This is a genomic window from Paraburkholderia humisilvae, from assembly GCF_902859855.1.
GTDB classification, from domain to species: Bacteria; Pseudomonadota; Gammaproteobacteria; order Burkholderiales; family Burkholderiaceae; genus Paraburkholderia; species Paraburkholderia humisilvae.
The window spans coordinates 42433-65157 of the sequence record NZ_CADIKH010000011.1; the positions used below are offsets into that span (position 1 = coordinate 42433).

Sequence of the window (22725 nt, forward strand, 5' to 3'; positions counted from 1 at the left end):
CTAGCGCTTGGGCAGACCAACGCAGGTTGTCGCGCACCATGATCAGCTCGGCGCCGCGCGCGAGCGCATGCGAGGCGTGCGCGTGGCGCATCCAGTGCGGGCTCGCGCGGCGCAGCTTCTCCGCCATCGCGGGCCGCTCATCCTTGATTGAGCCGGCGACTAGCGCGAAAAATCGCCGCAACACGCGTCCGAGCCGCGTGGTTTCGATGCCTGCGCCATCTTCCCTGAGGCTGGCCAAGATGACCGTTGCAGGGTCCCACCTTTCCCGTGTGACTGGCAACCGGCGTTGCGCCAGGTACTGATCGAGCGCCATGCGCGCCAGTGCGGGGAGCGTCACCTTGCCAGTCTTGCAGCCCTTGCCGACAAGGTGCAGCCAGTGATCACCATGCTCGTCGACGCGGATGCCGCCGAGCGTTGCGCCTGTCAGCTCACTGACTCTCAGGCCGGTCGCGTACCCGAAATCCAGCAGGAAACGAAGACGCTGTGCAGCCGCCTCGCTCCAGCCGTAGGACCATTCGAGTCCGTCGGCTATCGTGCGGAGCAGCAGCCATTCGCCCTCAGTGAAGCCGCGGGTGACGTCGAGGCCCGTCTTCACGCGCCCTCGCACCCTGACACCCGCGAACGGATTGGCGAGGACGTAGCGCTGCTCGACCAACCAGCGGAACAGTGCCGCCAGGACGGTCAGCGCGTAGGCGGCAGAGCGCGTCGACAATGGTCCACTGTACGGCCAGCCATTCCACGCTTTGTCGCGGCCGCGACGGTCCGACCCAGCGTTCGCGCGGTGTTGGCCGGCGAAGGAACGCCCGGTAGGCGATCGCATCATCGGTGGTTAGCGAAGACAGCGCACAGCCCCGCTCGACGATCGCCCACAGCATCAGGCGTGCCGCCTCCTTCCGGTAGGCGCGCTGCGTGGCGGCGGATTCGTGCAGGGACAGCCAGGATTGCACGGCCTCGTAGTCGTTCGACGCCTTGAGCAAACATACGTGCGGTGGTGCGCGAAACGGTCCTTGCGAGCCATCAACCTCATGCGGCACGCGCAACTGTTCCCACGGCGCGATCGGCCCTGAAGGTGCTGCCGCAACCAGCGCACGGGCACGTTCGGTCAGAGTCGGATGGGCGGCAAAGAATGCTTCGACGTGACGCGCGCCTGCAGCGCCGAGCCCGGCGATCGCTGTCCACCAGCGCCGCCGGCGCGGAATCCGCACGGTCAGGTCTGCGAGCGTCCGGATTCCCTGCGCCTGCAGAGCGGTCACCACCCGCGACGGCAACCACTGGCCGATGTCGTCGGCGATGTGCGCTTCCGGATCGGCAACTTCCGCAGTGCTTCGATCGCGCGGGTGACGGTGTCGGACGTCGCCGCGGAGCGCTCCCGGAATATCTCCGCCAGGTCGGCGCGGTGCCGGCTCGTCGCGAACGCGACCAGAACCCGCCGGATGCGGCTGAGGACGCCGCGCGCAGACGTCCCCGGCGCCTTGCGGTCGCCCAAATAGCGCGCGACAGCCGTACGGGCATCGAGCCCGGCGTACCACGCCCGCAATGCAGCCAACTCGGCGTCGTTGGGGAAGGCGGCGGATTCAGGAAGGCCCGCCATGAAAGTGTGTCCGCTCTCGATTCAGCGAGTCTCTCAGAGTTCCAGCGCGGCGATTCCGGCACGTGCAATTTCGGCGTCTTCTTCCGACTTCACTCCCGAAACGCTGACTGAACCGACCACTTCACCTGCGACGACGATGGGAACGCCGCCCTCGAGGAAGCCCGTCATCGGCGCGCTGAGGAAAGCAACGCGCCCCTGCTTGACGAGGTCCTCATAAAACTTGCTCTCGCGACGACCCAGCGCGGCCGTGCGGCCTTTTGCGAGCGCCATCTCAATTGAGCTGAGTGTGGCGCCGTCGAGGCGGTTCAGGTGCAGTAGATGACCACCGTCGTCGAAGATTACGATCGTCACCGGCCAGTTGCGGGCCATCGCATGCCGTTCGGCGGCGGCGGCGATTTTCTTCACGTCGCCGTTGGTCAATATGGTCTTGGTTCTCATCGCTAATATGGTGTTGTCGGGGAACGGATGCGCAGTCGAGTGCGCGCTTTATACGACGGGCGTGGCGTCCTCGGCGGCGAGCGCGGCCTTGACCGCGGCGCGTGCGCCGATCCGCTCCATGAAGCGTGCAAGCGCCTTCCAGCGCTTGATGTCGATCGAGAAGTGCGGCAGCCACGACAGCACCGTGTACAGGTAGGCGTCGGCCACGCCGAACTCGCCGAGGAGGTAGTCCTTGCGCGATAGCGTGGTGTCGAGGTTGTCCAGGCGCTTGTAGAACTTCTCCTTGATGATGTCCTTCACGTCTTCGGGAATATCGCTGCTGAACAGCAGGCTGCAGCCGGCATGGATTTCCGAGGTGACGAAGTTCAGCGTTTCCTGGAGCCGCACGCGCTCCCACGTGCCGTTCGCCGGTGCGAGCTTCGCTTCCGGCTTCAGGTCGGCCAGGTACTGGAGAATCGCCGGACCTTCGGTTAGCACTTCGCCATTGTCGAGCACGAGCGCCGCGACATAGCCTTTCGGGTTTACTTCGAGGAAGCTGCGGCCCTCGGAGGTCTGTTTGGTCTTGTTGTTGACGCGTACCAGTTCGAACGGCAGGCCGAGTTCGCGCAGTACTATGTGCGGCGACAGCGAGCATGCATTGGGAGCGAAGTAGAGCTTCATGAGGTTGGATTTTGCAGTGACGTGGAGAAGGGTCGGGCGCAACTGCGTCAACTGCACATTGCGCCGCGACCGTTGGGTGAGCCGATACTAAGGCCCACCAAATCGGCACGTAAAGTTAACATTCGACCGAGGCAACATTAGCTATCTTTATGACCTCGGCAACATGCCCGTTCATCGTCGGGCGTGCACCGCGGGCGGCCCTTCGAATAGCAGCGCTGGGAAGGCCAGCTTGGATCCAGCGGCGCATCGCGGTGCACGGCGAGCCTCACTACGCTGGGCGTGCGTCGCAATTGATCGAAGAAGGCGTGCACGGCCGGTGAGAGCTGGCCTGCCTCGGAGCAGACCAGGCCAAACTCGCGATACATCGGCGTGGCGAGGTTCAGGACGCGCAGCCCCTGGCGCGCGACCGGCAGCATCGATTCCGGCACGAGCGACAGGCCCATGCCCTCGCGGATCAGTTCGAACGCGGTCGACCAGTCGCGCACCGAAATGCGCAGATCGGACAGCGCGTGGCCCGCTTCCGCGAGAAGCCGCCGACTGTTCAGGCGGCAACCGCCGGTGGCGAGCACGTACGGCTCGTCCGCCAGCTCTTCCAGCGAGACGCCGATCTTGCTCGAGCGCCGGCCGAGTGGATGGCCGGTCGGCGCCACCACCACCCATTTATCGCGGCCAAGTACGAACACCTCCCGTTCGGTGTCGGAGTTCATCACCACGCCGATGTCTACCGTACCGTCTGCGAGCCAAGCCTCGATTTCATCGTCGGTGCCGTCGAGCGAGACCACGTTGATGCCGGGATACATCTGCCCGAATGATTGCAGGAAGCTTGGCAGCAAGCTCGTAAAGACCGACGGGAACGTCGCCAGCTTAATGCGCCCGGTATGCAAGCCGCGCGACTCGTCGACCAGTGTCTTGATCGACTCCCACTCGACCAGCATGCACCGCGCGTGCGCAATCACCTGTTCGCCTATCGCCGTCACCGTGGTGCGACGCCGGTCGCGCAGCAGCATCTTCACGCCGAGCATATTCTCCAGCTGGCTTATGGCCTGGCTCGCACCCGATTGCGTGATGCCGACCTGCGCGGCGGCTTTCGAGACACAGCCAGCATCCGCCGCGGCAACCAGCAAACGCCAATGCATCAAGTTCATCATGATCAGTAGTCCGACTTATGGTTGAAAGTTGAACAATTAATTTTCCCTGGCGGCAGGTCGGCGAGTAATGTCGCGATTCGTCAATCGAGCCAGCTACCATGACACGCGCCCTTTCCCGCGATCCGTCCTCCGTTCCCGCCTCCGTCTCGCCTGTCGTGACGCGTGCCGCGCTCATCTCCGTCGCGCTCGGCTCGCTGATGGTCGCGCTCGACGTGACGGCACTGAACGTAGCGCTGCCGAGCATCGGGCGCGCGTTCGCGGTCGGCATCGACCGGCTCCAGTGGATCGCGGGCGCCTATACGCTGCTGTTCGCAAGTCTGTTGCTCGCCGCAGGCTCAACCAGCGACCGGCTCGGTGCGCGCTGCACCTTCGTGGCCGGTGTGGTCGTCTTCATGGGCGCGTCGGTTGCCTGCGGCGGCGCTTCCGGCATTGGCGCGCTGATCGCGGCACGCGCGGCACAGGGCTTGGGCGCGGCGATCATGCTGCCGAGTTCTATGGCGCTGCTCGCCGCAGCCTATCCCGACCAGGCCCGGCGCGCCCGCGCGATCGCGCTGTGGGGCGGCATCTCGGCAGTCGGCCTGGTGGCCGGCCCGGTCGTCGGCGGGCTGCTCTGCGAACTGGCTGGCTGGCGCGCGATCTTCTATCTGAACGCGCCGCTCTGCCTGGTCGCAATCGGAGCCGCGCTGCGTTGCGGCGAGCGGCGTGCCGAGCACGCGCGCGCCTTCGATCCGTGCGGCGTGGCGCTGTCGGCGGTCACGCTCGCCGCCATCATGTTCGCGCTGATCGAGGCGCCCGTGCTTGGCTGGCGCGCACCGGTGATCGTCACGACGTTGGCCGTGGGCGTGACGGCCGCGTGCGCGCTGGTCGCCTTCGAGCGGCGCGTCGCCGAGCCGATGCTGCCGCCGCAACTGTTCGCGTCGCCGGTTTTCGCGGCCTCGGTCGGCGTCGCGTTCCTGCAGACCTTCGCCTATTTCGGCACGCTGTTCGTGCTGCCCGTCGCCTTGCAGGTGCATGGCGGCGAGCCGCTCGCGGTGGGGCTGCAGCTCGCGCCGATGACGATCACCACCGGAGTGGGTGCCACCTTCTCGGGGCGTCTGGCCGAGGCGTTCGGCGTGCGCCGCGTGATGGCGCTCGGCATGCTTGCCGGTGCCGTCGGCGCGCTCGCGTTGTGCCTGTTCGGTGTGACACAGGCGCCGTTCGTGCTGGCCGCCCTGCTGCTCGGTGTAGGCGGCGCGACGCTGCCACTGATCGTCGCCTCGGCGCTCGCCGAGGTACCGGCGCAGCGTACCGGCATCGCCTCGGGCGTGGTCAACGCGGCGCGGCAAAGCGGCGGTGTGCTCGGCATCGCATGCCTCGGCGCGCTGATGAACAACGGCCGGGCCGATGCGCGACTCGCGCTGCTGGTCATCACGGCTGCGTTCTGCGGCGCAGCCGTGCTGAGCTTCGCGTGCATTTATCGCCCCCCGCGCGCGGCAGCCTCCGTCGAGGCCTGACAACAGGCCGCTCGACGAAGGCCGGATCGCCGCGCGCGGCGCGCGCCTCATCACGATCCCCAGCGCCGAACGGTGCCGCTGTCGAGTGCAAGTAGGTCGAGCATGCGGCCCACGCTGTGCTCGACGATGTCGTCGATCGACTCCGGCTTTGCGTAGAACGCAGGCACCGGCGGCATGACAATCGCGCCCATCTCGGTCACCTGCGTCATCGAACGCAGATGGCCGAGATGCAGCGGCGTCTCGCGCACCATCAGCACAAGCGGGCGCCGCTCCTTGAGTGTGACGTCAGCGGCACGCGACAGCAGGCCATCGGTCACGCCTGTGGCGATCTCGGACAGACTCTTGATCGAGCACGGCGCGACCACCATCCCCATGGTGCGGAACGAACCGCTGGAGATGGCCGCGCCGATGTCGGTCGAGGCGTAGTGGACGCTTGCCAGTTCCTTGACCTGCTCGGCCTTCCACGGCTGTTCGTGGGTCAGCGTGACGTGCGCAGCGCGCGTCATGACGAGGTGAGTCTCGATCTCGAGCCGCCGCAGGCATTCGAGCGTGCGGATCCCGTACAGGATGCCACTCGCGCCGGTGATGCCGACGACCACGCGCCGCACGGACGTGCGCGCGCTCATGCTTCACCATCGCCGTCCATAGCGTCGAAACGCTCGACACGGGCCGGCTCGCCTGGCAGCCCGAGTTCGCGCCAGCGTTCGGCAACCTGCCGGTAGACCGATTCGCGCAGCAGCGTGCGGCGCGGGAAGGTCTTGATGTGACGGTAGTCCTTGCAGGCGTTGATGAGCGCCTTGGACCCGTACAGCCGCTTCTCGGGCGGGTTCTGCGAGGGATCGAGCGGCGAGCCGCGCGTGTTGCGCAGGATGTCGATGTCGTCGGCCGGATTGCTGCGCGTGCCCATCGCCCACAGCACCTGATCCATGTCGGTCGGGTCGACGTCGTCGTCCACGGCGATGATCCATTTCGTGACATAGGCGCCGCCGGGTACCTGGGCCGCGAGCGAGAGCGCCTGCGCGGCGTGGCCCGCGTAACGCTGTTCGAGACTGATGACGACCAGCGCGAACGCGCCGGCCGCAGCCGGATGCGCATAGACGCCCTTGATACCCTGAATGCCGAGCTTGTCGAGATCGGCCCAGATCTTTGCGGAGCGGATGGTCGAGAAGAACGCGCTCTGTTCGTTCGACGGATAGTCGGCCATCAGCGCATTGGTCAAGATCGGCCGGTGGCGGAAATGCAGAGCCGTCACCTCGATCAGCGGGCAGTCGATGTCCTTGGTGCCGTAGTAGCCCGTGAATTCGCCGAACGGACCTTCCTCCTTCGTCGCGCGGGGATGGATCAGACCTTCCATGACGATCTCGGCCGCGGCCGGCACCAGCAGGTCAGATTGTGTCGCGCGAACCACGTCAATGGCGCGACCCTTGATGCCGCCCGCAAAGCCATATTCCGACACGCCCAGCGGCAGCGATTGCGAGCCCGCCACCATCAGCAGCGGATCGACGCCCCAAACCGCCGCGACCGGCAGCGCCTCGCCGCGTGCCCAGGCCTGGTGGATATGGCGCAGGGCGTCCTTGCCCGGCGCCAGCGAAAGGCCGACCTGGCGCGGCCCCTGGATCATCATCCGGTAGGTGCCGACGTTCAGGTAGCCCGATTCAAGATCGCGCGTGATGACGGCGTCGGCTGTGCCCGCGTAGCGGCCGCCGTCGCGCGGCCAATGCTGCGGAATCGGTAGCTTCGAGAGGTCGATGTTGGCGCCGTACAGGCTGTTCTGGTAGAGCGGCGCCTCGGAGGCCGGCCCCTCGCGCGGGTCGATCGCGACGCGCAGCTTGTCCTTGGTGCGGCGGATCAGTTCTAGCGCGGGCGTGGCCGGATCTTCCTCGAGCGTGATCGCGATGCGCGCGACGCTGGGCCCGAACAAGTTCCAGAGATGGCGAAAGCCGTAGGGCTTCGCGTTGGTGTCGAACAGCACGGCGGGTGAGGTTTCGGTCTTCGCGAGCAGATAGGTGATCGCGCTCATTTCCTCGCGCGCGTCGACAGCGGCGTCGATCCGTTGCAACTCGCCCGTGCGTTCGACGCGGGCCAGCCAGTCGCGCAGGTCGGCGACCGGTCCGGTGTTGTCAATCATGCGGGACTCCGTATTCTTTGGGAAAGATGGGCGGAAGGACGATGCTTCCACATCGTCCTTTCGTGCCCGACAAGGCGGGTCGCCTTATTTGCCGTCGATCGAGTATTTGCCTGGCCCGAGCGCGCACAGGAACAGGAAGCCGGCCGAGATGCTGATGTTCTTGAAGAAGTGGACGAAGAAGGCGTGATGCTCGGCCGGATTCGTCGAATTCCAGAACGCGTGGCCGATGATGCCTGTGCCGATCGTGTAGACGGCGAACAGCGCAGCGAGCGGGCGCGTCCAGAAACCGAACAGCAGCACGAGGCCGCCGAAGAACTCGATGACGGTTGCGACGATCGCCGTGAATTCGGGCACCGGTGCATGGACCGAGCGCAGGTAGGCGAGCACCGTGGCGTGATCGGTCAGGTACGTCCAGCCGAAATAGAGGTAGATCGCGAGGATCATGATCCGCGCGAGCAGGATCATGGCGTCGCGCTGGTTTTCCAGGAAGTCGTAGCGAAGCGTTGTCATTGTTGTGCTCCTGTGCTTGGGTAAGGCCCGGTCCGGCTGCCCGCCGGACCACCACGTGTCAGGCCGTCGCCAGCGTGGCAACAGCGTTGCGATTGACGGCGTTGTCGAGTTGCGGCTCGCCGTCAAATACGCTCAGCGCGTTGACGACCGCGATCTGCGCCATGCGTTCGACTGCCTCACGCGTGACGCCCGCTAGATGCGGCGAGCAGATCACGTTCGACATCTCCAGCAACGGGTTGTCGGGCACTGGCGGCTCGGGCAGGAACACGTCGATGGCCGCGCCGGCGAGATGCCCGTTCGACAGCTTCTCGGCCAGCGCGTTTTCGTCGACAATGCCGCCGCGCGCTGTGTTGATGAGGAACGCGCCATGCCGGAAGCGGGCTAGGCGCGCTGCGTCGATCAGGCCGATCGTCTCGGCCGTCTTCGGGCAGTGCAGTGTGACGAACTCGGCGCCCGGCAATGCCGCATCGAGATCGGCGACCGGGTCGACACCGGCCGAGCGCATCTCGTCGTGGGCCACATAGGGGTCGTAAACGCGCACCCGCATACCGAAGGCCTGACAGAGCCGCGCGACGCGCGATCCGATCCGGCCGAATCCGACGATCAGCAACTCGCGGCCGCGCACTTCGCCCGGCAGATAGCGGTAGCGCTCGTGCCAGTGGTTCATCCGCACCAACGCGTCGAGTTCGTGCACGCGCTTTGTGAGCGCGAGCATTGACGACAGCGTGTGCTCGGCAACTGTGTCGCAGTTCGCGCCGGCGCCGATCATGACCGGGATGCCGGCCTCGCTCATGGCCGGCACGTCCACCGCGTCGTAGCCGACGCCGATCCGCGACACCACCTGCAGGCCGTTTGCGGCTGCGAGTTCGGCGCGACCGAAGGCGGTCAGGCCGAGGATCACGCCATGCACGGCCGGCTGTGCGGCCAGCAGGGTGCGAAACTCGTCCTGACCGATCGTGTTGGCGAACTCGATCACTTCGACATCCTCGCGAGCGACGAGGATGTCCTTGCCGGTCTGGCCGAGAATGTGCGCGACCAGCAGCCGTTTCTTGCCGCGGTCGGCGTTTGCCTGGGAAGCCGTCATGCTGTCGCCTCCTTTTCCTGCGTGGCGAAGAATCCGCCGTCGTTGATGCCGATCCGGTGCATGACGCGCTCCGCCTCACGCGGCAGATCGGTCGCGCAATGGATCACCGAGCGGTTGTCCCAGATCAGCAGATCGTTCGCGTCCCAGCGGTAAGCGAAGATATGCTTGGGCTGGAGCACGTGCGCGAAGATCTCGTCGAGCAGCGCGCGACTCTCTTCGTCCGAATATCCCTCAATATGTGTCGTGTAGCCGGGGCTCAGGTAGAGCGTTTCGCGGCCCGTGTGGCGGTGACGCACGATGGTCGGATGCGAGACGGCCGGGAACGTTGTGGCAAGGCGCTGGAAGATCTCCTGCACCGATTCACCGAGATCGCTCTGCTTGACCTTGTAGGTCCAGCGCACGTCGTGCTTCGCCTGACGACCCTCGATCCGCTCGCGCAGACGCGCCGGCAGCGTAAGCAGCGCCTCCTGCATGTCGACGAACAGCGTGTCGCCCTGGCCCTCGCCCTCCGGCACGCGCTGCGCGTGCAGGAAGGTGAGCGGCAGCGGTTCGGTCAGATACGAGGAATCGCTATGCCACATGTTGCCGAGCTTGCGCGCGCCAACCGATTGCCTGGTGGCACCCCCGTTCCGGTTGTCGATCACGAGGATGTTCGGGTAGTCGGGGTCGTGATAGTTCTTGAGCCGGAACTGTTCGGGTTCGCCGAAGTGCCGCCCGAAGCCCAGATACGCGTCGCGATTCATCGGCTGGTTCTTCAGCGCGAGGACCTTGCGCGAATACGTCAGCTCGCGGATCGTGGCGACGTCGCGGTCCGTCGCCGCGGCGATGTCGAAATCGACGATCGCCGTGGCAAACGATTGACTCAGATCGATCTGTTTCAAGTGAATACTCCCGAAACCGACCGCGTCAGACGAGCGCCGGTGCGGCTTCGTCGGAGCCCACGACGGCCACGCCGTTGGTCTCCACCGCTTCCTCGCCTTCGCGTGCGCGCAGCAGGGCGGACAGTTCGCGGATGTCGTCCGGATCGTGCGCGGCTGTGACAGCCATGCGCAGCGCAGCCTCGCCGCGCGGCACGGTCGGGAAGAACACCACCGACACATAGTGGCCGCGTTCGAGCAGATATTCGCCCGTCGCAATCGCGCGCTCCTCGTTGCCGATGCGATAGATGCGGATCGGCAACTGGCTGCCGATCGTCTCGGTCGGGATCTCGTGGTCGAACAGCGCCAAGTTCTGGTGCAGCGAACGTTGCAGCATGCCGAGTTCCTCGCTCATGTGGATCTCGGCCGAGGCCAGCGCCGCGCCCACCGAAGCCATGCTCGGTGCGCACGAGAAGCCGTAGGTCGGCGCATAGCGGCGCACCGCGTTTTCGATGTCGTGCGAGCCGAGCATCAACATGCCGCCGGCCGCGCCGTAGCCCTTGCCGAGCGAGGCCGCGACGACCGTGCGGTGATCGAGTCCGCTGAGTTGCGAGCGAACGAAACCTTCGCCGCGCTTTCCGACGACCGAGATGCCGTGTGCGTCGTCGAGATAGACGAACAAGCCGTACTTGTCTTGCAGCGAGCGCAGTTCGCGCACGGGCGCTGCGCCGCCCATCGAGTAGGCGCCGTCGCCGACGTAGGCGACCAACGGATGGCTCTGGCACAGGCGCTCGAGATGTTCGAGATCGTTGTGCTCGATCACGATTACATCGGTTTCCTCACGTAGCACGGGGATGTGATATTGCAACGTGACGTGGGCGAAGCGGTCGAACACGATCAGCGGCTTGACGCCACCCGTGAACAGGCCCGCCGCGAGCAGCGGCAGCGCGCCCATGTTGGCCGCTGCAACAGTCGGGAACACCACCACGCCGTTGACTTGGAACAGGTTCGACAGCGTGCTTTCGAGACGAGCCAGCGGCTCCGCCGACAGGCGTGTGCGCGCCACCGAGAAGTGCACCGACTTGATCTCGTCGGCCGCGGCGCGCGCGGCGGCGAGCACGCGCGGATGACTGTCGAGGTTCAGATAGCCACAACGCGTGTAGTCGACCACCTGCTGCCCGGTGGTCGCGATTTCTATGCGACGATAATCGCCCACGCGGCACGATACGCCCATCAAGCCTTTCTCATACGCCGCGTTGAAATGCGGTCTGCTGATTTCCGCCATTCGTGCTGCATTACGTGCCCTCGGCTTAGCCAACGGACCGATGCCAATATCATTGTGAAGATTATTCACTTTTATACCGTTAATTGAATGCAAAGATTGCTGGTGATTTACGGCAGAGAAACGGCGAGAAGCATCGCAAGAAACCGGTTTCGTGGCAAATGAGATCTTGCGTGTTAGGATATGAGAAAATTTCATGGGCCTATCATGGGCCTATTCTGACGTATCGATTTCGATTGTTAATTCATTCAAATTGTATATTTTTTTATAAAAATAGGACTTGTCCGAAATTAGTTAATGGTGATCAATTCGCCACTACTGCAACTTCGCTTCTTTTCTAATAGCCACTACACGCTTCGATCCAATGGCAGCAAAACTTCCATCGCTGAACGGTCTGAAAGTATTTGAATGTGCTGCGCGCCATATGAGCTTCACAAAAGCGGCCTCCGAGTTAAATGTCACGCAAACGGCCGTTAGCCATCAGGTGCGGCGTCTCGAGGATGAACTGGGAATCCGCCTGTTTCACCGCTTCAAGGAACGGCTTGAACTAACTGCCTCGGGGCACGCCTATCTGCAGGGAGTGAGCCTCGCGTTCGATCAGCTGCGCTTTTCCACTGAGCAAGTGCTCGAAGGCTGCAATGACACCACGCTCACCATTTCCACGCTCGCCACGTTTGCGTCGAAATGGCTGCTGCCGCGCCTAGGCTCGTTTCGTCTCGCGCATCCCGAAATTGACCTTCGCGTAAGCGCCTCCACGGATTTCGTCGATTTCGTGGTCGGCGGCGCCGACAGTGCAATTCGATACGGCAGCGGTGAATGGAAAGGGTTGCGCGCGGACTGGCTGATGGCCGATGAGATTTTCCCCGTATGTAGTCCGACACTGCTGACCGGCAATCATCCGCTCACGAGCCTCGACAATCTCACCCATCACACGCTGCTCCAGGTGAGCGGTGTGACCAGCAACGACTGGAGCATCTGGCTCGAGGCGGTCAGCCTACCGGCTAACTTGACGAGTGGCGCGCGCCTGACCTTCGATCTCGCGCTGATGGCCGTGCAAGCCGCCGTGGATGGTCACGGCGTATGTATCGGCCGGCGCGCCTATGTCGAGGACGATTTGCGCGCCGGCCGCCTGATCGCGCCGTTCGGCAAGTCGGTAACAACCGATCGCGCGTTTTATCTCGTCACGCCGCGCGATCTCGCCAACTGCGCGAAGGTCGTGGCGCTACGCACCTGGCTCATCGACGTGATCGGCAATGCCGAAAATCGGCATACCGCTTAGATTACCGATCTTCACGACGAAGTTACGCAGACGACGCGGCGCTAGGGCAAACGAGCGAATGACCTCGGCAAGGACCAGAGCGCCGTCGGTGAGTGATCCCGAGCGTCCACTGTTTAGTCTGCAGCCGACGGATGGGGAACGCCTTGACCGGTAATCCGCATGCGTTAAAAGCGGGGGGATTACCCGTCGACAACGCTTGCAGTCGATACTGTATGTTTGTACAGTATACGGCCTATCGACCGCGACCGGAGCCGACATGAACAGCCCGTCCACCGATTCCGATGCCGCGTTGGCGGCGCTACGCTACCGGCATGCCGCGCGCGATCTCGAGCACATTGTTCGGCATATCGCGTCGCGCTATATCGCGCAGCAAGTTCCGCTTACGTGGCGGCTATTGCATGCTATTGAAGCGGAAGCGCTCGCGGATCTCGGGTTCGCGAGCCGGCACGACGCGCTGATGTTGGGCCTGTTTCAGCGGCCAGCTGATCTGCCTTATCCGGAATCCGATGATCCGGTGAGTTTCGGCGCATCGAATGCGCTGCCCGCGGTATTCGCATTTGCGGTTGTCGCGTATGAACGGGCGCAACAGGAAGCGACTCAACTTGCCACGCGCAATCATCCGGCGCGAAGCAGGCGCTGGGCGCGCGCTTGGGGCGGATAGCGATGTGAACCGTATACCGACGCAGGCTTTTCGACACGCGAGGGTTGAGCGGTTGAAAGAGCAACTCGCCAGCGTCTATTATTCGCGCAACTCTCGGAGAGACAGGCGTGGCTTCCCCCCCACACTCATCGGGCATCGGCGACCTGTTCGATCGCGAACGGGAAGACTGGCTGCGCGATCCCGCCATTGCGTTTGACGCGTGGCTCGCCACCCAGCAGTTTCGCGCTTCGTCGGCACAGGTCTATCGCGCGCAGTGGGGGCTCTTTCTCGATTGGCTCCATGCGCGGCGCAAGACGCTAGCGACCGTCGACCGACGCGCGATCGCTGACTTCGTCGCGGGACTGTCGATCCGCAAGCCGCAGCGTGCACGGTATCTGCGGTTGATCGAACGTGTCCTCGATCATGTTCGCTATATCGAAACCGCGTCGACGAATCCCGCGCGGTTCATCGCGCAGGATGGCGAAGCAGGCTGGCGCAACGCACGCGACAACGAGCCCACCGGGTTTCTTTCCACCACCGAGCGCGCAATGCTAGTGGCTCACCTCGCATCGCCTGTGTCAGGCGTATCCGGTGCGCAGCGATGGCGGGAATATCGCGACCGTGCTCTGGTGGCAGTATTTCTTGGCGTCGGACTGAAAACAGGCGAGGCGATCGCTTTAACCCTGCGCAACATCAGCCCCAACACCGCGTGGCTCACAGTCGACGGCGACCATCCCGGGTTGTCACGTCACACGCGGGTTTTGCCCTTCGCTGTCACGGTGCTTGATACCTGGCTCGACGTGCGTGCAACGGTAGGACTTCCAGGCACGTTGGTGTTTCCTGCGTCATCGTCCGGAAGGCCGATGCACAAGGCAACCATGTTGCGGTCCATCGATACTTTGATCGACGCTGCCGGAATTGCCGCATCGCGTGAGGCGCGTGCGAGCCCGCAGACGTTGCGTAATTCGTTCGCGGCCGATCTGTTTGAAAGTGGTGTCGACCCCGAACTCGTCGGTGAATGGCTCGGCTTCGTGCAACCGGTTTCGGCCCATCGGCTACACCGAGCGTGGGCAACGTGGCGCAGTCAATACATCGCGGACCAGACGGCCGACGGTGAGTCGAAGTCCGCCGAACCATGAACCGGTGATGCATATCGGCGCCGATACTCACCGATTCAACACATCCCGTAAAGGCTCACCTTAGCCATCCCGGACAAGCTCACCTTACCGGAAAAGCCTTGCGCAACATGGGGTTACGTTGACGCAGAGACGGCGCCGGCCGACAGGAAGCGCGTCACCGCTTCGAGCCGCGACGTCCCGGTTCCTGACGAGTGCTCGCACTCCGGACAGGACAGTTCATACCGGTGATCCACTTGCGACAACTCCGGCTCACCCGCTTCGCATTTCGGACAACGCGCGGGTAACGCGACATGTCCATCGACTGCGGTGCCGATCGACGCCAGTTCACCGGCTGTCAATCGGCCAGCCGTCGCGAGCGCGCACAGCAAAGTCGCGACCGAAGGATCGATGCCCTGTTGCGCGCGTATTGCCGCAACCTGGCGGGTCATCACATCGAGTTCGTCAGACTGCTCGCGCAGTTGCGCATCGAGCCGGTCGCCTCTTGCCTTGGCCGCCGCGAGTTGCTGGATGAAATCGAATTCCTTGCGGCTCGCGTCGCGTACGCCGGACTGATAGGTGGCGGCCATACTGCGTAGCGAATCAAGTTCGACCAGCATCGGCTTCACGCGACGCTCCGCTTCGGCCACCGCGTCCTTGATCTGTTGCGCGTAGTGCTCCGTGCTCTCCCGCATCTGCTCGTGCAGCGTATCGACCCGATCGCGTAGCGCGGCGTTGGTCGTCTGCTCGGCCTCCACGCGTTTTTGCAAGGCATCGTTGTCCGCATCGAGCCGACGCACCGATGCCTGCAAATGTTCGTGATGCGCGCTGCCGTGCGTCGATGCCGCAGACAGTTGCGCTTCGAGCGTTCGTACCTGCTCCCACGCGGCGTCCGCACGCGCTTCGCTACGCGCGATGGCCTGCTCCGCGGCCTCGTGGCGAATTTTGCCGTCGTGCGTTTCCTGCTGCGCGGCCGCGACGGACGCCTGCATTTCCCTGCGCTCCTCGTCGAGCGCCGCGCGTGCCTCAATGAGTGCTTCCTGGTACAGCGTGCCGAGCAGTTCTCCGGCACGTTCTTCCAGCAACTTCGGAATGGCGCCGGCACCGACACGGACTCGCGACGCGTGGCGGATGCGTTCCCAAAAACCATCGATGTCTTTCGGGATGTCGCTTGCGCTGCCGGTCTGGGTCAAGTCCCGGACGGCAGCCATCGAAGGTCGAACGCCGAGATCGAAGAACAGCCTTTTGCAGGCGTGCAGCGAAAGCTCCTGGCGTCGAGCACCGTTCTGCCGCATTGCATCGAGTTCGCGCCGAATTGCCTCGCGTTCGTCATCGAGGTTCATGATTGCCTCATCGCAAGTATGATTTCGTGAATCATAACAAAATACGTAACGTTTGCTACGTTTTTGCTACTACGGCCTCATTATTCCTTCCAGCTGGCTTTGAACTGCCTGTCGGGTGCTCTTACCGACGACGTTGGAGGGGCATCCGTGAAACAAAGCGAAGAATAGACGATAACGCATTGTAATTAAAAGATTTTCCCGATTCGAACCATTTCGACCCTATGTTTCACGAGACGAAACGAGCTGAATCGGGGTGCCTTGCCGTTTTTCTTCTTCGCAGCTCACGCGAATTCCGTTGAGAGAGATAAAAGTAAACACCCTTGAACCTTGGTTAAAAACGTTAACGCCATCGCAAAGCCTTACCAGGCAAGGATTTCCCGCCGGTCAGGTGAAGTTTTACAGGAGCCTGGGTGAGCCGGCACGGGATTGTGCAGTGAAGGGATTCAGGGAGCTGGGTGAGCGGCTGCGGGAAAGTTCGTGAGCGGGTTCAGGAGCACCCTGCGAAAACACGTTGCGTCAAAGGTGAGTATTTTCGGGGGCCTGGCTCGATTACGCCCATATTCTGCATGAAACGCGGCTTTTCCATCAGTGGAGGCCAGGGTGAGAGGCTTCGGGACGATCTCCGGCCTCGGTTTTCGGCGCTATTTTGCCGCCGACAATGCGATCGGTGAGCGCGAGCAGGAGCGCAGCGTCTCCTCAGGTGAGGCTTTTCGGGAGTCGACGCGTCTGGCGCGCCGTTTTCGATCCCTGCTTGGCCCAAAGGTGAAGGTTTTCGGGAGTCTCAGGCAGGTTCTCGCGCCGAATTGTCGGTTCAGGACGGCCGAATCGCAAAAGGTGAGGGAATGCGGGAGCCGAAATTGCCGTCGCGGCACGGTCCGAATGAAGATCGGGTTGACTAAAGGTGAGCGTTTTCAGGACATGTTGCGACTGCGAAAAGCCGTTGAGGTGAGGAAATACGGGACCAGGTTTGCGATCACTTACGGCAAAAGCCCGGCAGATGGTGGTGAATCCGATCGGGCACTGACGGTGTGGCTATCGAACGGTGAGCGTTTTCGGGAGGTTTATCGAGACGACGTCAAACGCATCGCTCATCGACCGCGTGGACTTTAGGTGAGAAGTTTCAGGATCGTTTCGACGATCACGGTCTGCTTTATATGTACATCATAAGTACCAGAATCGATTGGGGATTTTCCGTAGAACCGCGACAGGTGAGGGTTTTCGGGAGGTCTCGCTGCGCCCCGTAATGCTTCACGGTAGCCATCCGAAGCCACCGTTGAGGTGAGCATTTTCGGGAGTCTTTGACGCAGGTTGGCCCGGACGCCATTCGCAAAGTCCCGTTTTCCGCGGTTTCCGGAGCGGCTAAGGTGAGCGTTTTCGGGAATATGGGTTGGCAGGCGCGCGACGCTTGATGCTGCGGTCCCGGATGATCAGGGTTGTTCAGGCGAGCGGGGAGACGGGGCTAGGAAAACGCGGACGGGTGTTGGCGCCTGGTTCGAATGCTCCGCGTGACGGTTTTTCGCGGTTCCTGCACGCATCAGGCTTCGCCCGTGGCGGTGTGTCGCGCGTCTCTCTGCAGCCGCTGACGACGGGGCTTGGGGCCCGCACCCGTTGGATGGCGCTGCGAGGCGCGTCCGCGCCGCTTGCGCGCGGCGCTCGACGCGCGCGTCTGGTTGTCGCTTCATTCAGCCGCCCACCCTCTGCGGTGGCGATAGCGCTGCCGAATGTGCGCGCCCGAGCGTGTTTATTGAGCCCACCCAGCAAAATTCGTCCGCGGTTACCCGACGTTCGCTTGTCGTCCGCTGGCCGTCAGTTTTGGCGTCGCAAAATTACGACGTTTATCAAGGTGAGCCAATACAGGAGCCGCCAATCGTCGCAATTGACGGGCGCGTTGCTGGCGATTTTTCCGGACGCCGCGACAAGCAACGAACGCGGGAATCGACCGGAATTTTGACAGGTGAGTCTTTCCGGGAATGTTCGAGGTGAGTCGCGACCCGTAAACCCACATCACCAGGAAATGGTGAGGGCCGCCCTATAGACGCACATCACCCCAGTCGGTATCCTTGCGCAAAACCCTCCTCGACCCGACGCATGGCCACGAAGCGCGCGAAGAAAACCGATGTGGTGAGCCCGAGTTCGGCAGAGTTGCGCAAGGCCGTCGAAGCCATCGCGATTCAGCCGAAGAGCGGCAAGATCACGCTGCTCACCCGCAAGCTGTTCAACGTGCTGCTGGCGGTCGCGCAGCAGGCGGACGAGTCCGGCGACACGTACCGGGCGCTTCTGTCCGACATCGTAGCCAATTCGGCGTTCGATTCGAACGACACGGCGCTCGTCAAGGAACACTTGCGGCGGATGGTGTCGGTGCAGGTCGAATGGAGCACCGGTACGTCGAGCCAGAAGCCCGGCCGCAAATGGGGTATTTCGACGCTGATTGCCGATGCGGAAATTCTTGAAGATCCGGCCACCCGGCGCGTGTGGGTCGAGTTCTCGTTCGCGCCGAAAATCAAAAAGAAGCTGCTCGACCCGGTCCAGTATGCGCGACTGAGCCTGCAGTTCCAGAGCCAGCTGCGCAGCAGCGCAGGCTTGGCGCTGTACGAGATTTGCGTGCGCTATCTGACCAATCCCAGCCATCTGACGATGCGCGAATCGTGGGAATGGTGGCGGCCGATCCTGTCCGGTACACCCGATACAGAAGCTGGTGACGAAGCGAAGCGCGAATACAAGTACTTCAAGCGCGACTACCTGCGGCCCGCCATTGCCGAGGTCAACGCGGTCACCAACATCTTTGTCGAGCTGATCGAGCATCGCGAAGGTCGTCGTGTCGCCGAGATCCAGTTCCGCGTGACGGAGCGCAAGCAACCGATGCTGGCCCTCGACGAGCATCCGAACGTGTTCGACAGTACGCTGGTCGACCGGATGGTGAAGATCGGCATTCCGCTCAAGGAAGCGCAAACCCTTTACGCCGATAGCGAGGAAAACCGGATACGCGCCGCGCTGCAGATGACCGAGCAGCGGATGCGCAGCACGACGCTTCCGCCGGTGCGCAGCGCGCCGGCGCTCTTCAAGGATGCGTTGAAGAAGGGCTATGCGCCTCCGGTGGAAGCGCTGCCGTCGGCCAATGGCGGCAAGGTATCCGGCGCGGTGCCGGCGGACGACCTGAAGGCGCGTCTGTTGAGCGAATATGCGGTGTACCGGCGCAAGGAAGCGCAGGCGCTCTACGAGGAACAGGGTGAGTCCGAGCAGGAGCTCGCGCGACAGTCATTCGAAGAAGACGAACTTCCCGATCTGGGCGCGCACATGCGCGACGACTGGCGCCGCCGCGGTCTCGATTCCAAACTCGCCGAGACGGCATTCTTCGATTGGCTCGCCCGCAAAACATGGGGCGAGCCGACTGACGGCGACCTGCTCTCGTTTACGTTGAATCAATCCCGCGCGGCTTGATGCCGTTTTTCCGGCAGCATCCGTTGTCACGGAGTGTGCGTGCGGAACGCGGCCGGTGCTGTCCACCGTTGCGTTACTTTTTCAGCAACATCTTCTCGATCTGGTGAAGGATATCGTCGCGCCTTTCGCGCGACAGGCCTCGCAAACGGAGTTCGATGCGATCGTCGCCATACGACTTCAGATCGCCGACTGACACCCCGTCGAATTTGATCTCGAGCCGCTGCGCGTAACGTTGGCGCCCGGCGGGTTTCGCGCTTTCCTGCGCGCTCGCCCTGCCCTTCACGATATCGGCGACCTGCCGGGTGCTGAGGTCATCGGACAGAATCTTGTTGATGAGACGCAGCGTTGCGTCCGTGCCGCGCGCCGAATGATAGCGGCCTACCTGGTATCCCATGTTCGAACCGAATCGATCGGGCCTCGCGACCATTTCCTGCATGACGACTTCAGGAAGCTTGGCGATCGATAGCGCGACCGCAACCGTTGACTCATCCAGTCCCAAATGCTCGGCCAGTTCCTTTTGACTCTGGAAGTGCCTGTCATCGAGAAATCGCTTCCAGACGACAGCATTGTCGAAGACCGTTTGGGAGTCGCGTTGAACGTTGAGGTCGTAACCAAGCTTGTAGCTCTGAATACCGATTGGCAGATCGATCACGATTGCCTTCACGGATTCCTTGTTGGCTTCCTTCAACGCGCGTACGCGCCGTCCGCCGTCACTGACGAAGTAGGTACCAGGATTGTCGTAGTCGGGAATGACGTGGATTGCCTGCTGCTGACCTTGCTTGGCAAGATTGACTGCGAGCTCTGCAATCGAAGACTTCAGATAAAAATGACGCGGATTGAACGGGCTTGCCTTGATCGCCTTGAGCGCCAGTTCAATCACCTGTCCGGGGCGATATCCGTGCTCGGCGCGCCACGCCCGGTATTGCGGTGATTCGCTAACGGCTTCCGCCGACTCACCCTCGTTCGACGCCTGCTGAGCAATCGACTGATTCTGGCGGTTGGCAACCTCGTCCATTCTGCGCGTGTTGTTCTGCACGAGGCCGTCGATTGCATTGAGCCGATCGAGTGCCGTGCGCTTCTCGCTGCTGGTCGTGTCCGGGCGCGCTTGAAAGCCTTTGGCGAATTGGGAGGGTTTCATTCAGGGACCTTTATGCGCATAAATTCAGGGAAGCAGGGCGGCAATCTCGTCAGCACAGGCGCGGATTTCGACGCTGGCGAGTTTGGCTCCACGATCGTTCATTTGCAGCACCGTTTGCCCGAGGGCCATGGCCTGCTTGTACGCCTCACGGGTGGGGATTTGTGTCTTGAGTAGCGGAAAACCGAGCTCCTCCAACGCGCGCTTGAGTTCGCGGGTGAGCATGCGTTTCTCTTCGGTCTTGTTCAGCAGGAATACCGCGCGCAGATCTTCGTTCATCACCTGCGCTTGCTGGATCAGCTTGACGAGTCCAACGCTCGACCAGTAGTCGGCGGGCGAAGACGACGTGGGAATGACCGCAACCGTCGCAGCCAACAACACGACGCCCGACACTTTCTCGGTAATCGAGGGCGGGCAGTCGACCACGATCACGTCATAGTCACCGATGAACTTCTTGATCTCACGGTGAATCTGTCCGCCGGCTTCTGACAGGTTGACCACGGGAAACGGAATGCCGGTTTCTCCATCAGAAGAAGCGCTGGCCCAGTGAATCAGTGTGTTCTGTCCGTCAGCATCGACGACGAGAACACGCTTCCCCTTTTCATGAAACGCGGCGCCGAGATGCATCGCAATCGTGCTCTTTCCGACACCGCCCTTTTGTTGTGTGACTGCGATGATTTCAGCTGCCAAGCTTCACCTCCCCGTTTTGGACGCTGCTGAATTCTACCTTGATGTATTTTTGTTTCAATGCATTTTGTCGTGACACTGCGACAAATTAGCCATTTGGCCGAGGTTTATGCGCATAAAGGAGCGGTGTGTGCGCTTGGCCCGTTGAGGGTGGCAATGCGCGATCGGGAATTCAGTCAGAGGCGAGGTACTGATACAGGGTGGCGCTAAGGCATGAGTACGTGTCGCATCAGCGAATACGTCACCGCTCCGCTAGAGACATAAACTCTGGTTTCTCAGGCATAGCGCTCAAGCAAGGAATCGGAAGATGGGCCGCTCAGCCTTAACGCTAATCCGCAACCGGACTATACGTCCTGTGCTGCTGCTGTTAGGTTCAGGTCTCTTTATGCGCATAAAGTCGCGCGCCGAATCGTGGCGACCAACGCCGCTAGAATCGCAATATCGGCCCTTGTGCTATCCGCACAGGCCATCGAAAACCGGAGTCCACCGATGATCACGATCTACCATAATTCTCGTTGCTCGAAATCGAGAGGCGCATGCGAACTGATCGACACCCGCTTCAACGTCGCGAACGAGCCGGTCAAGATCGTAGAGTATCTGCGCGAGCCGTTGACGGTCGCACAGTTGAAAGAACTGAACCGTATGTTGGGCTGCTCGGTGCGGGACATGATGCGCGACACCGAACCTGAGTACAAAGAACTCGACCTTGGCGCCGAGGACGTCGATGACAATCAGCTATACGAGGCGATCGTCAAACATCCGATCCTGCTACAACGACCGATTGTCGTGCGCAATGGCAAAGCCGTGATCGGACGCCCACCCGAAAACATCAAAGCGCTATTCGACAGATAAATCAAATAGCGCTTCCTGCGACAAAAAAGAAATCAACGTTAGCCTTTCGCCACCTGCAGGACCGCATCCTTGGTAACGATCTGGCCAGGAATGATGCGAAGCTGCGCGAACGCGTCCGCGATGCGTTGCTGCTCGGCCAGTACTTGCGCGTCGACTGGCCGATACACGTGTGCATAGTGTCGAAGACCGGCCTCGATCACGCTTGCGTCGAGGCCCTGAATCGGCGCAAGTTGGCGAGCCGCCTCCGGATAGTGATCGCGCAGCCATTCGCCTTCTTTTCCGACTTCGTCGATCACCGCTGCAATGACATCGGCGTTGTCCTGCGCGAACGGCCGCGCGCTCAGAAAGAACTGGTGATGACTGACAATGCCTTCACCGTCAATAAGCAGCCGCGCGTTGGTCTGCCGCTTTGCCGCTTCGAGAAATGGATCCCAGATCGCCCATGCATCGACGGCGCTGCGCTCAAACGCCGCGCGCGCGTCGGCAGGAGGCAAGAACACCGGTTGAATGTCCGTGTATCGCACGCCAAACTTCTGCAGCGCGGCGACCACGAACCAATGCACGTCCGAACCTTTGTTGAACGCGATCTTTTTCCCCTTCAGGTCGGCCACCGACCTGATCGGCGCGTCACGATGCACGAGGATGCCTTCCGCGTGCGGTGTCGGCACCTCATAGGCGGTATAGACGAAGTTTGCGCCGGCGGCCTGCGCGATCACCGGTGGTGCTTCGCCGACGTAACCGAAGTCGATCGACCCGACATTGAGGCCCTCGAGCAATTGCGGTCCGGCTGGGAATTCAGTCCATTTGACGGCGACGCCAAGCGGCGCGAAGCGTTTCTCGAGGGTGCCATGCGCTTTGAGCAATACGAGCGTGCTCGCCGCCTTCTGATAGCCGATGCGAATCGTGTTCGCGCGCGCTGCGGCGAGCGAAGGCAGTGCCGCAGCGGCCAATAGAGCGCCGGTCCCGGCGAGAAACGCACGGCGCGTCAGGGAGGAATGACGAATCATGACTGGAAGTGGAAGTCGACTGGGCGAAGTACGGACGC

19 protein-coding genes and 3 pseudogenes are annotated in these 22725 nt (G+C 62.4%); 7 read left to right on the forward strand and 15 right to left on the reverse strand.

The annotated features are described in order from the left end of the window. Positions 1-4 precede the first annotated feature (4 nt). From HV796_RS13435 to HV796_RS13450, 4 genes and pseudogenes are all read right to left on the reverse strand, one after another. Positions 5-1612, reverse strand: a pseudogene (locus HV796_RS13435) (phage integrase family protein); the annotation flags it as partial. Positions 1613-1624: 12 nt separating this feature from the next. Further along, positions 1625-2029 carry a heme-binding protein gene (locus HV796_RS13440; RefSeq protein WP_175226993.1) on the reverse strand — a complete coding sequence of 135 codons (405 nt, stop codon included), beginning with the start codon at positions 2027-2029 and terminating at the stop codon, positions 1625-1627. A 48-nt stretch (positions 2030-2077) separates the two neighbouring features. Next, positions 2078-2689 carry a glutathione transferase GstA gene (gene gstA / locus HV796_RS13445; protein WP_175226994.1) on the reverse strand — a complete coding sequence of 204 codons (612 nt, stop codon included), beginning with the start codon at positions 2687-2689 and terminating at the stop codon, positions 2078-2080. Positions 2690-2826: 137 nt separating this feature from the next. Beyond that, positions 2827-3813: a LysR family transcriptional regulator gene (locus HV796_RS13450; protein ID WP_246355849.1), complete on the reverse strand. Its 987-nt coding sequence runs from the start codon at positions 3811-3813 to the stop codon at positions 2827-2829. Between the two features lie 122 nt (positions 3814-3935). Between HV796_RS13450 and HV796_RS13455 the strand changes: the two genes are divergently transcribed. Further along, positions 3936-5330 (forward strand): MFS transporter, encoded by a 1395-nt coding sequence (locus tag HV796_RS13455; protein WP_175226996.1) that lies wholly within the window; start codon positions 3936-3938, stop codon positions 5328-5330. Between the two features lie 50 nt (positions 5331-5380). Here HV796_RS13455 and HV796_RS13460 read toward each other — a convergent pair whose 3' ends face one another. From HV796_RS13460 to HV796_RS13485, 6 genes are all read right to left on the reverse strand, one after another. Further along, on the reverse strand, positions 5381-5956 hold the full coding sequence (locus tag HV796_RS13460) for a UbiX family flavin prenyltransferase (RefSeq protein ID WP_281369779.1): 576 nt from the start codon (positions 5954-5956) through the stop codon (positions 5381-5383). Further along, positions 5953-7458 (reverse strand): UbiD family decarboxylase, encoded by a 1506-nt coding sequence (locus HV796_RS13465; RefSeq protein WP_175226997.1) that lies wholly within the window; start codon positions 7456-7458, stop codon positions 5953-5955. Before HV796_RS13465 ends, HV796_RS13460 begins: the two co-directional genes overlap by 4 nt. An 84-nt stretch (positions 7459-7542) precedes the next feature. Next, the gene (locus HV796_RS13470) at positions 7543-7968 is read right to left on the reverse strand and encodes a DoxX family protein (RefSeq protein ID WP_175226998.1); all 426 of its coding nucleotides are present in this window, start codon (positions 7966-7968) and stop codon (positions 7543-7545) included. A 58-nt stretch (positions 7969-8026) separates the two neighbouring features. Continuing rightward, on the reverse strand, positions 8027-9052 hold the full coding sequence (locus tag HV796_RS13475) for a hydroxyacid dehydrogenase (RefSeq protein ID WP_175226999.1): 1026 nt from the start codon (positions 9050-9052) through the stop codon (positions 8027-8029). Next, on the reverse strand, positions 9049-9933 hold the full coding sequence (locus tag HV796_RS13480; protein ID WP_175227000.1) for a TauD/TfdA dioxygenase family protein: 885 nt from the start codon (positions 9931-9933) through the stop codon (positions 9049-9051). Before HV796_RS13480 ends, HV796_RS13475 begins: the two co-directional genes overlap by 4 nt. 25 nt (positions 9934-9958) lie before the next feature. Then, a complete protein-coding gene (locus HV796_RS13485; RefSeq protein ID WP_175227001.1) occupies positions 9959-11389 on the reverse strand; it encodes an aminotransferase class I/II-fold pyridoxal phosphate-dependent enzyme in 1431 nt (476 codons plus the stop codon). Positions 11390-11555: 166 nt separating this feature from the next. Between HV796_RS13485 and HV796_RS13490 the strand changes: the two genes are divergently transcribed. The 3 genes from HV796_RS13490 (at position 11556) to HV796_RS13500 (ending at position 14249) form a co-directional block, all read left to right on the forward strand. Further along, the gene (locus tag HV796_RS13490) at positions 11556-12470 is read left to right on the forward strand and encodes a transcriptional regulator GcvA (protein ID WP_175227002.1); all 915 of its coding nucleotides are present in this window, start codon (positions 11556-11558) and stop codon (positions 12468-12470) included. Between the two features lie 256 nt (positions 12471-12726). Further along, positions 12727-13131, forward strand: a complete 405-nt coding sequence (locus tag HV796_RS13495) for a DUF2471 family protein (protein WP_175227003.1) — start codon at positions 12727-12729, stop codon at positions 13129-13131. Between the two features lie 107 nt (positions 13132-13238). Continuing rightward, positions 13239-14249 carry a tyrosine-type recombinase/integrase gene (locus tag HV796_RS13500; RefSeq protein WP_175227004.1) on the forward strand — a complete coding sequence of 337 codons (1011 nt, stop codon included), beginning with the start codon at positions 13239-13241 and terminating at the stop codon, positions 14247-14249. Positions 14250-14362: 113 nt separating this feature from the next. Here the strand turns inward: HV796_RS13500 and HV796_RS13505 are convergent, their stop codons facing one another. Then, on the reverse strand, positions 14363-15568 hold the full coding sequence (locus HV796_RS13505; protein WP_175227005.1) for a DNA-binding protein: 1206 nt from the start codon (positions 15566-15568) through the stop codon (positions 14363-14365). Positions 15569-16168: 600 nt separating this feature from the next. Here HV796_RS13505 and HV796_RS13510 point away from each other — a divergent pair. Both HV796_RS13510 and HV796_RS13515 read left to right on the forward strand, forming a co-directional pair. Next, positions 16169-16678: a hypothetical protein gene (locus tag HV796_RS13510; protein WP_175227006.1), complete on the forward strand. Its 510-nt coding sequence runs from the start codon at positions 16169-16171 to the stop codon at positions 16676-16678. Between the two features lie 978 nt (positions 16679-17656). Beyond that, positions 17657-19006 (forward strand): replication initiation protein, encoded by a 1350-nt coding sequence (locus HV796_RS13515; protein ID WP_175227007.1) that lies wholly within the window; start codon positions 17657-17659, stop codon positions 19004-19006. A 73-nt stretch (positions 19007-19079) separates the two neighbouring features. Here HV796_RS13515 and HV796_RS13520 read toward each other — a convergent pair. The 3 genes and pseudogenes from HV796_RS13520 to parA form a co-directional block, all read right to left on the reverse strand. After that, positions 19080-19940 (reverse strand): annotated as a pseudogene (locus HV796_RS13520) (ParB/RepB/Spo0J family partition protein); the annotation flags it as partial. Between the two features lie 89 nt (positions 19941-20029). Next, positions 20030-20144: pseudogene (locus HV796_RS45820) on the reverse strand (ParB/RepB/Spo0J family partition protein); the annotation flags it as partial. 24 nt (positions 20145-20168) lie between these two features. Next, complete coding sequence (gene parA / locus HV796_RS13525; RefSeq protein ID WP_175227009.1) at positions 20169-20831, reverse strand: ParA family partition ATPase; 663 nt, start codon at positions 20829-20831, stop codon at positions 20169-20171. Positions 20832-21317: 486 nt separating this feature from the next. On the opposite strand from parA, the gene arsC reads away from it, so the two are divergent. Next, complete coding sequence (arsC, locus tag HV796_RS13530) at positions 21318-21680, forward strand: arsenate reductase (glutaredoxin) (protein WP_175227010.1); 363 nt, start codon at positions 21318-21320, stop codon at positions 21678-21680. A 38-nt stretch (positions 21681-21718) separates the two neighbouring features. On the opposite strand, the gene HV796_RS13535 is transcribed toward arsC, so the two are convergent. Beyond that, positions 21719-22687, reverse strand: a complete 969-nt coding sequence (locus HV796_RS13535; protein WP_175227011.1) for a sulfonate ABC transporter substrate-binding protein — start codon at positions 22685-22687, stop codon at positions 21719-21721. Positions 22688-22725 lie beyond the last annotated feature (38 nt).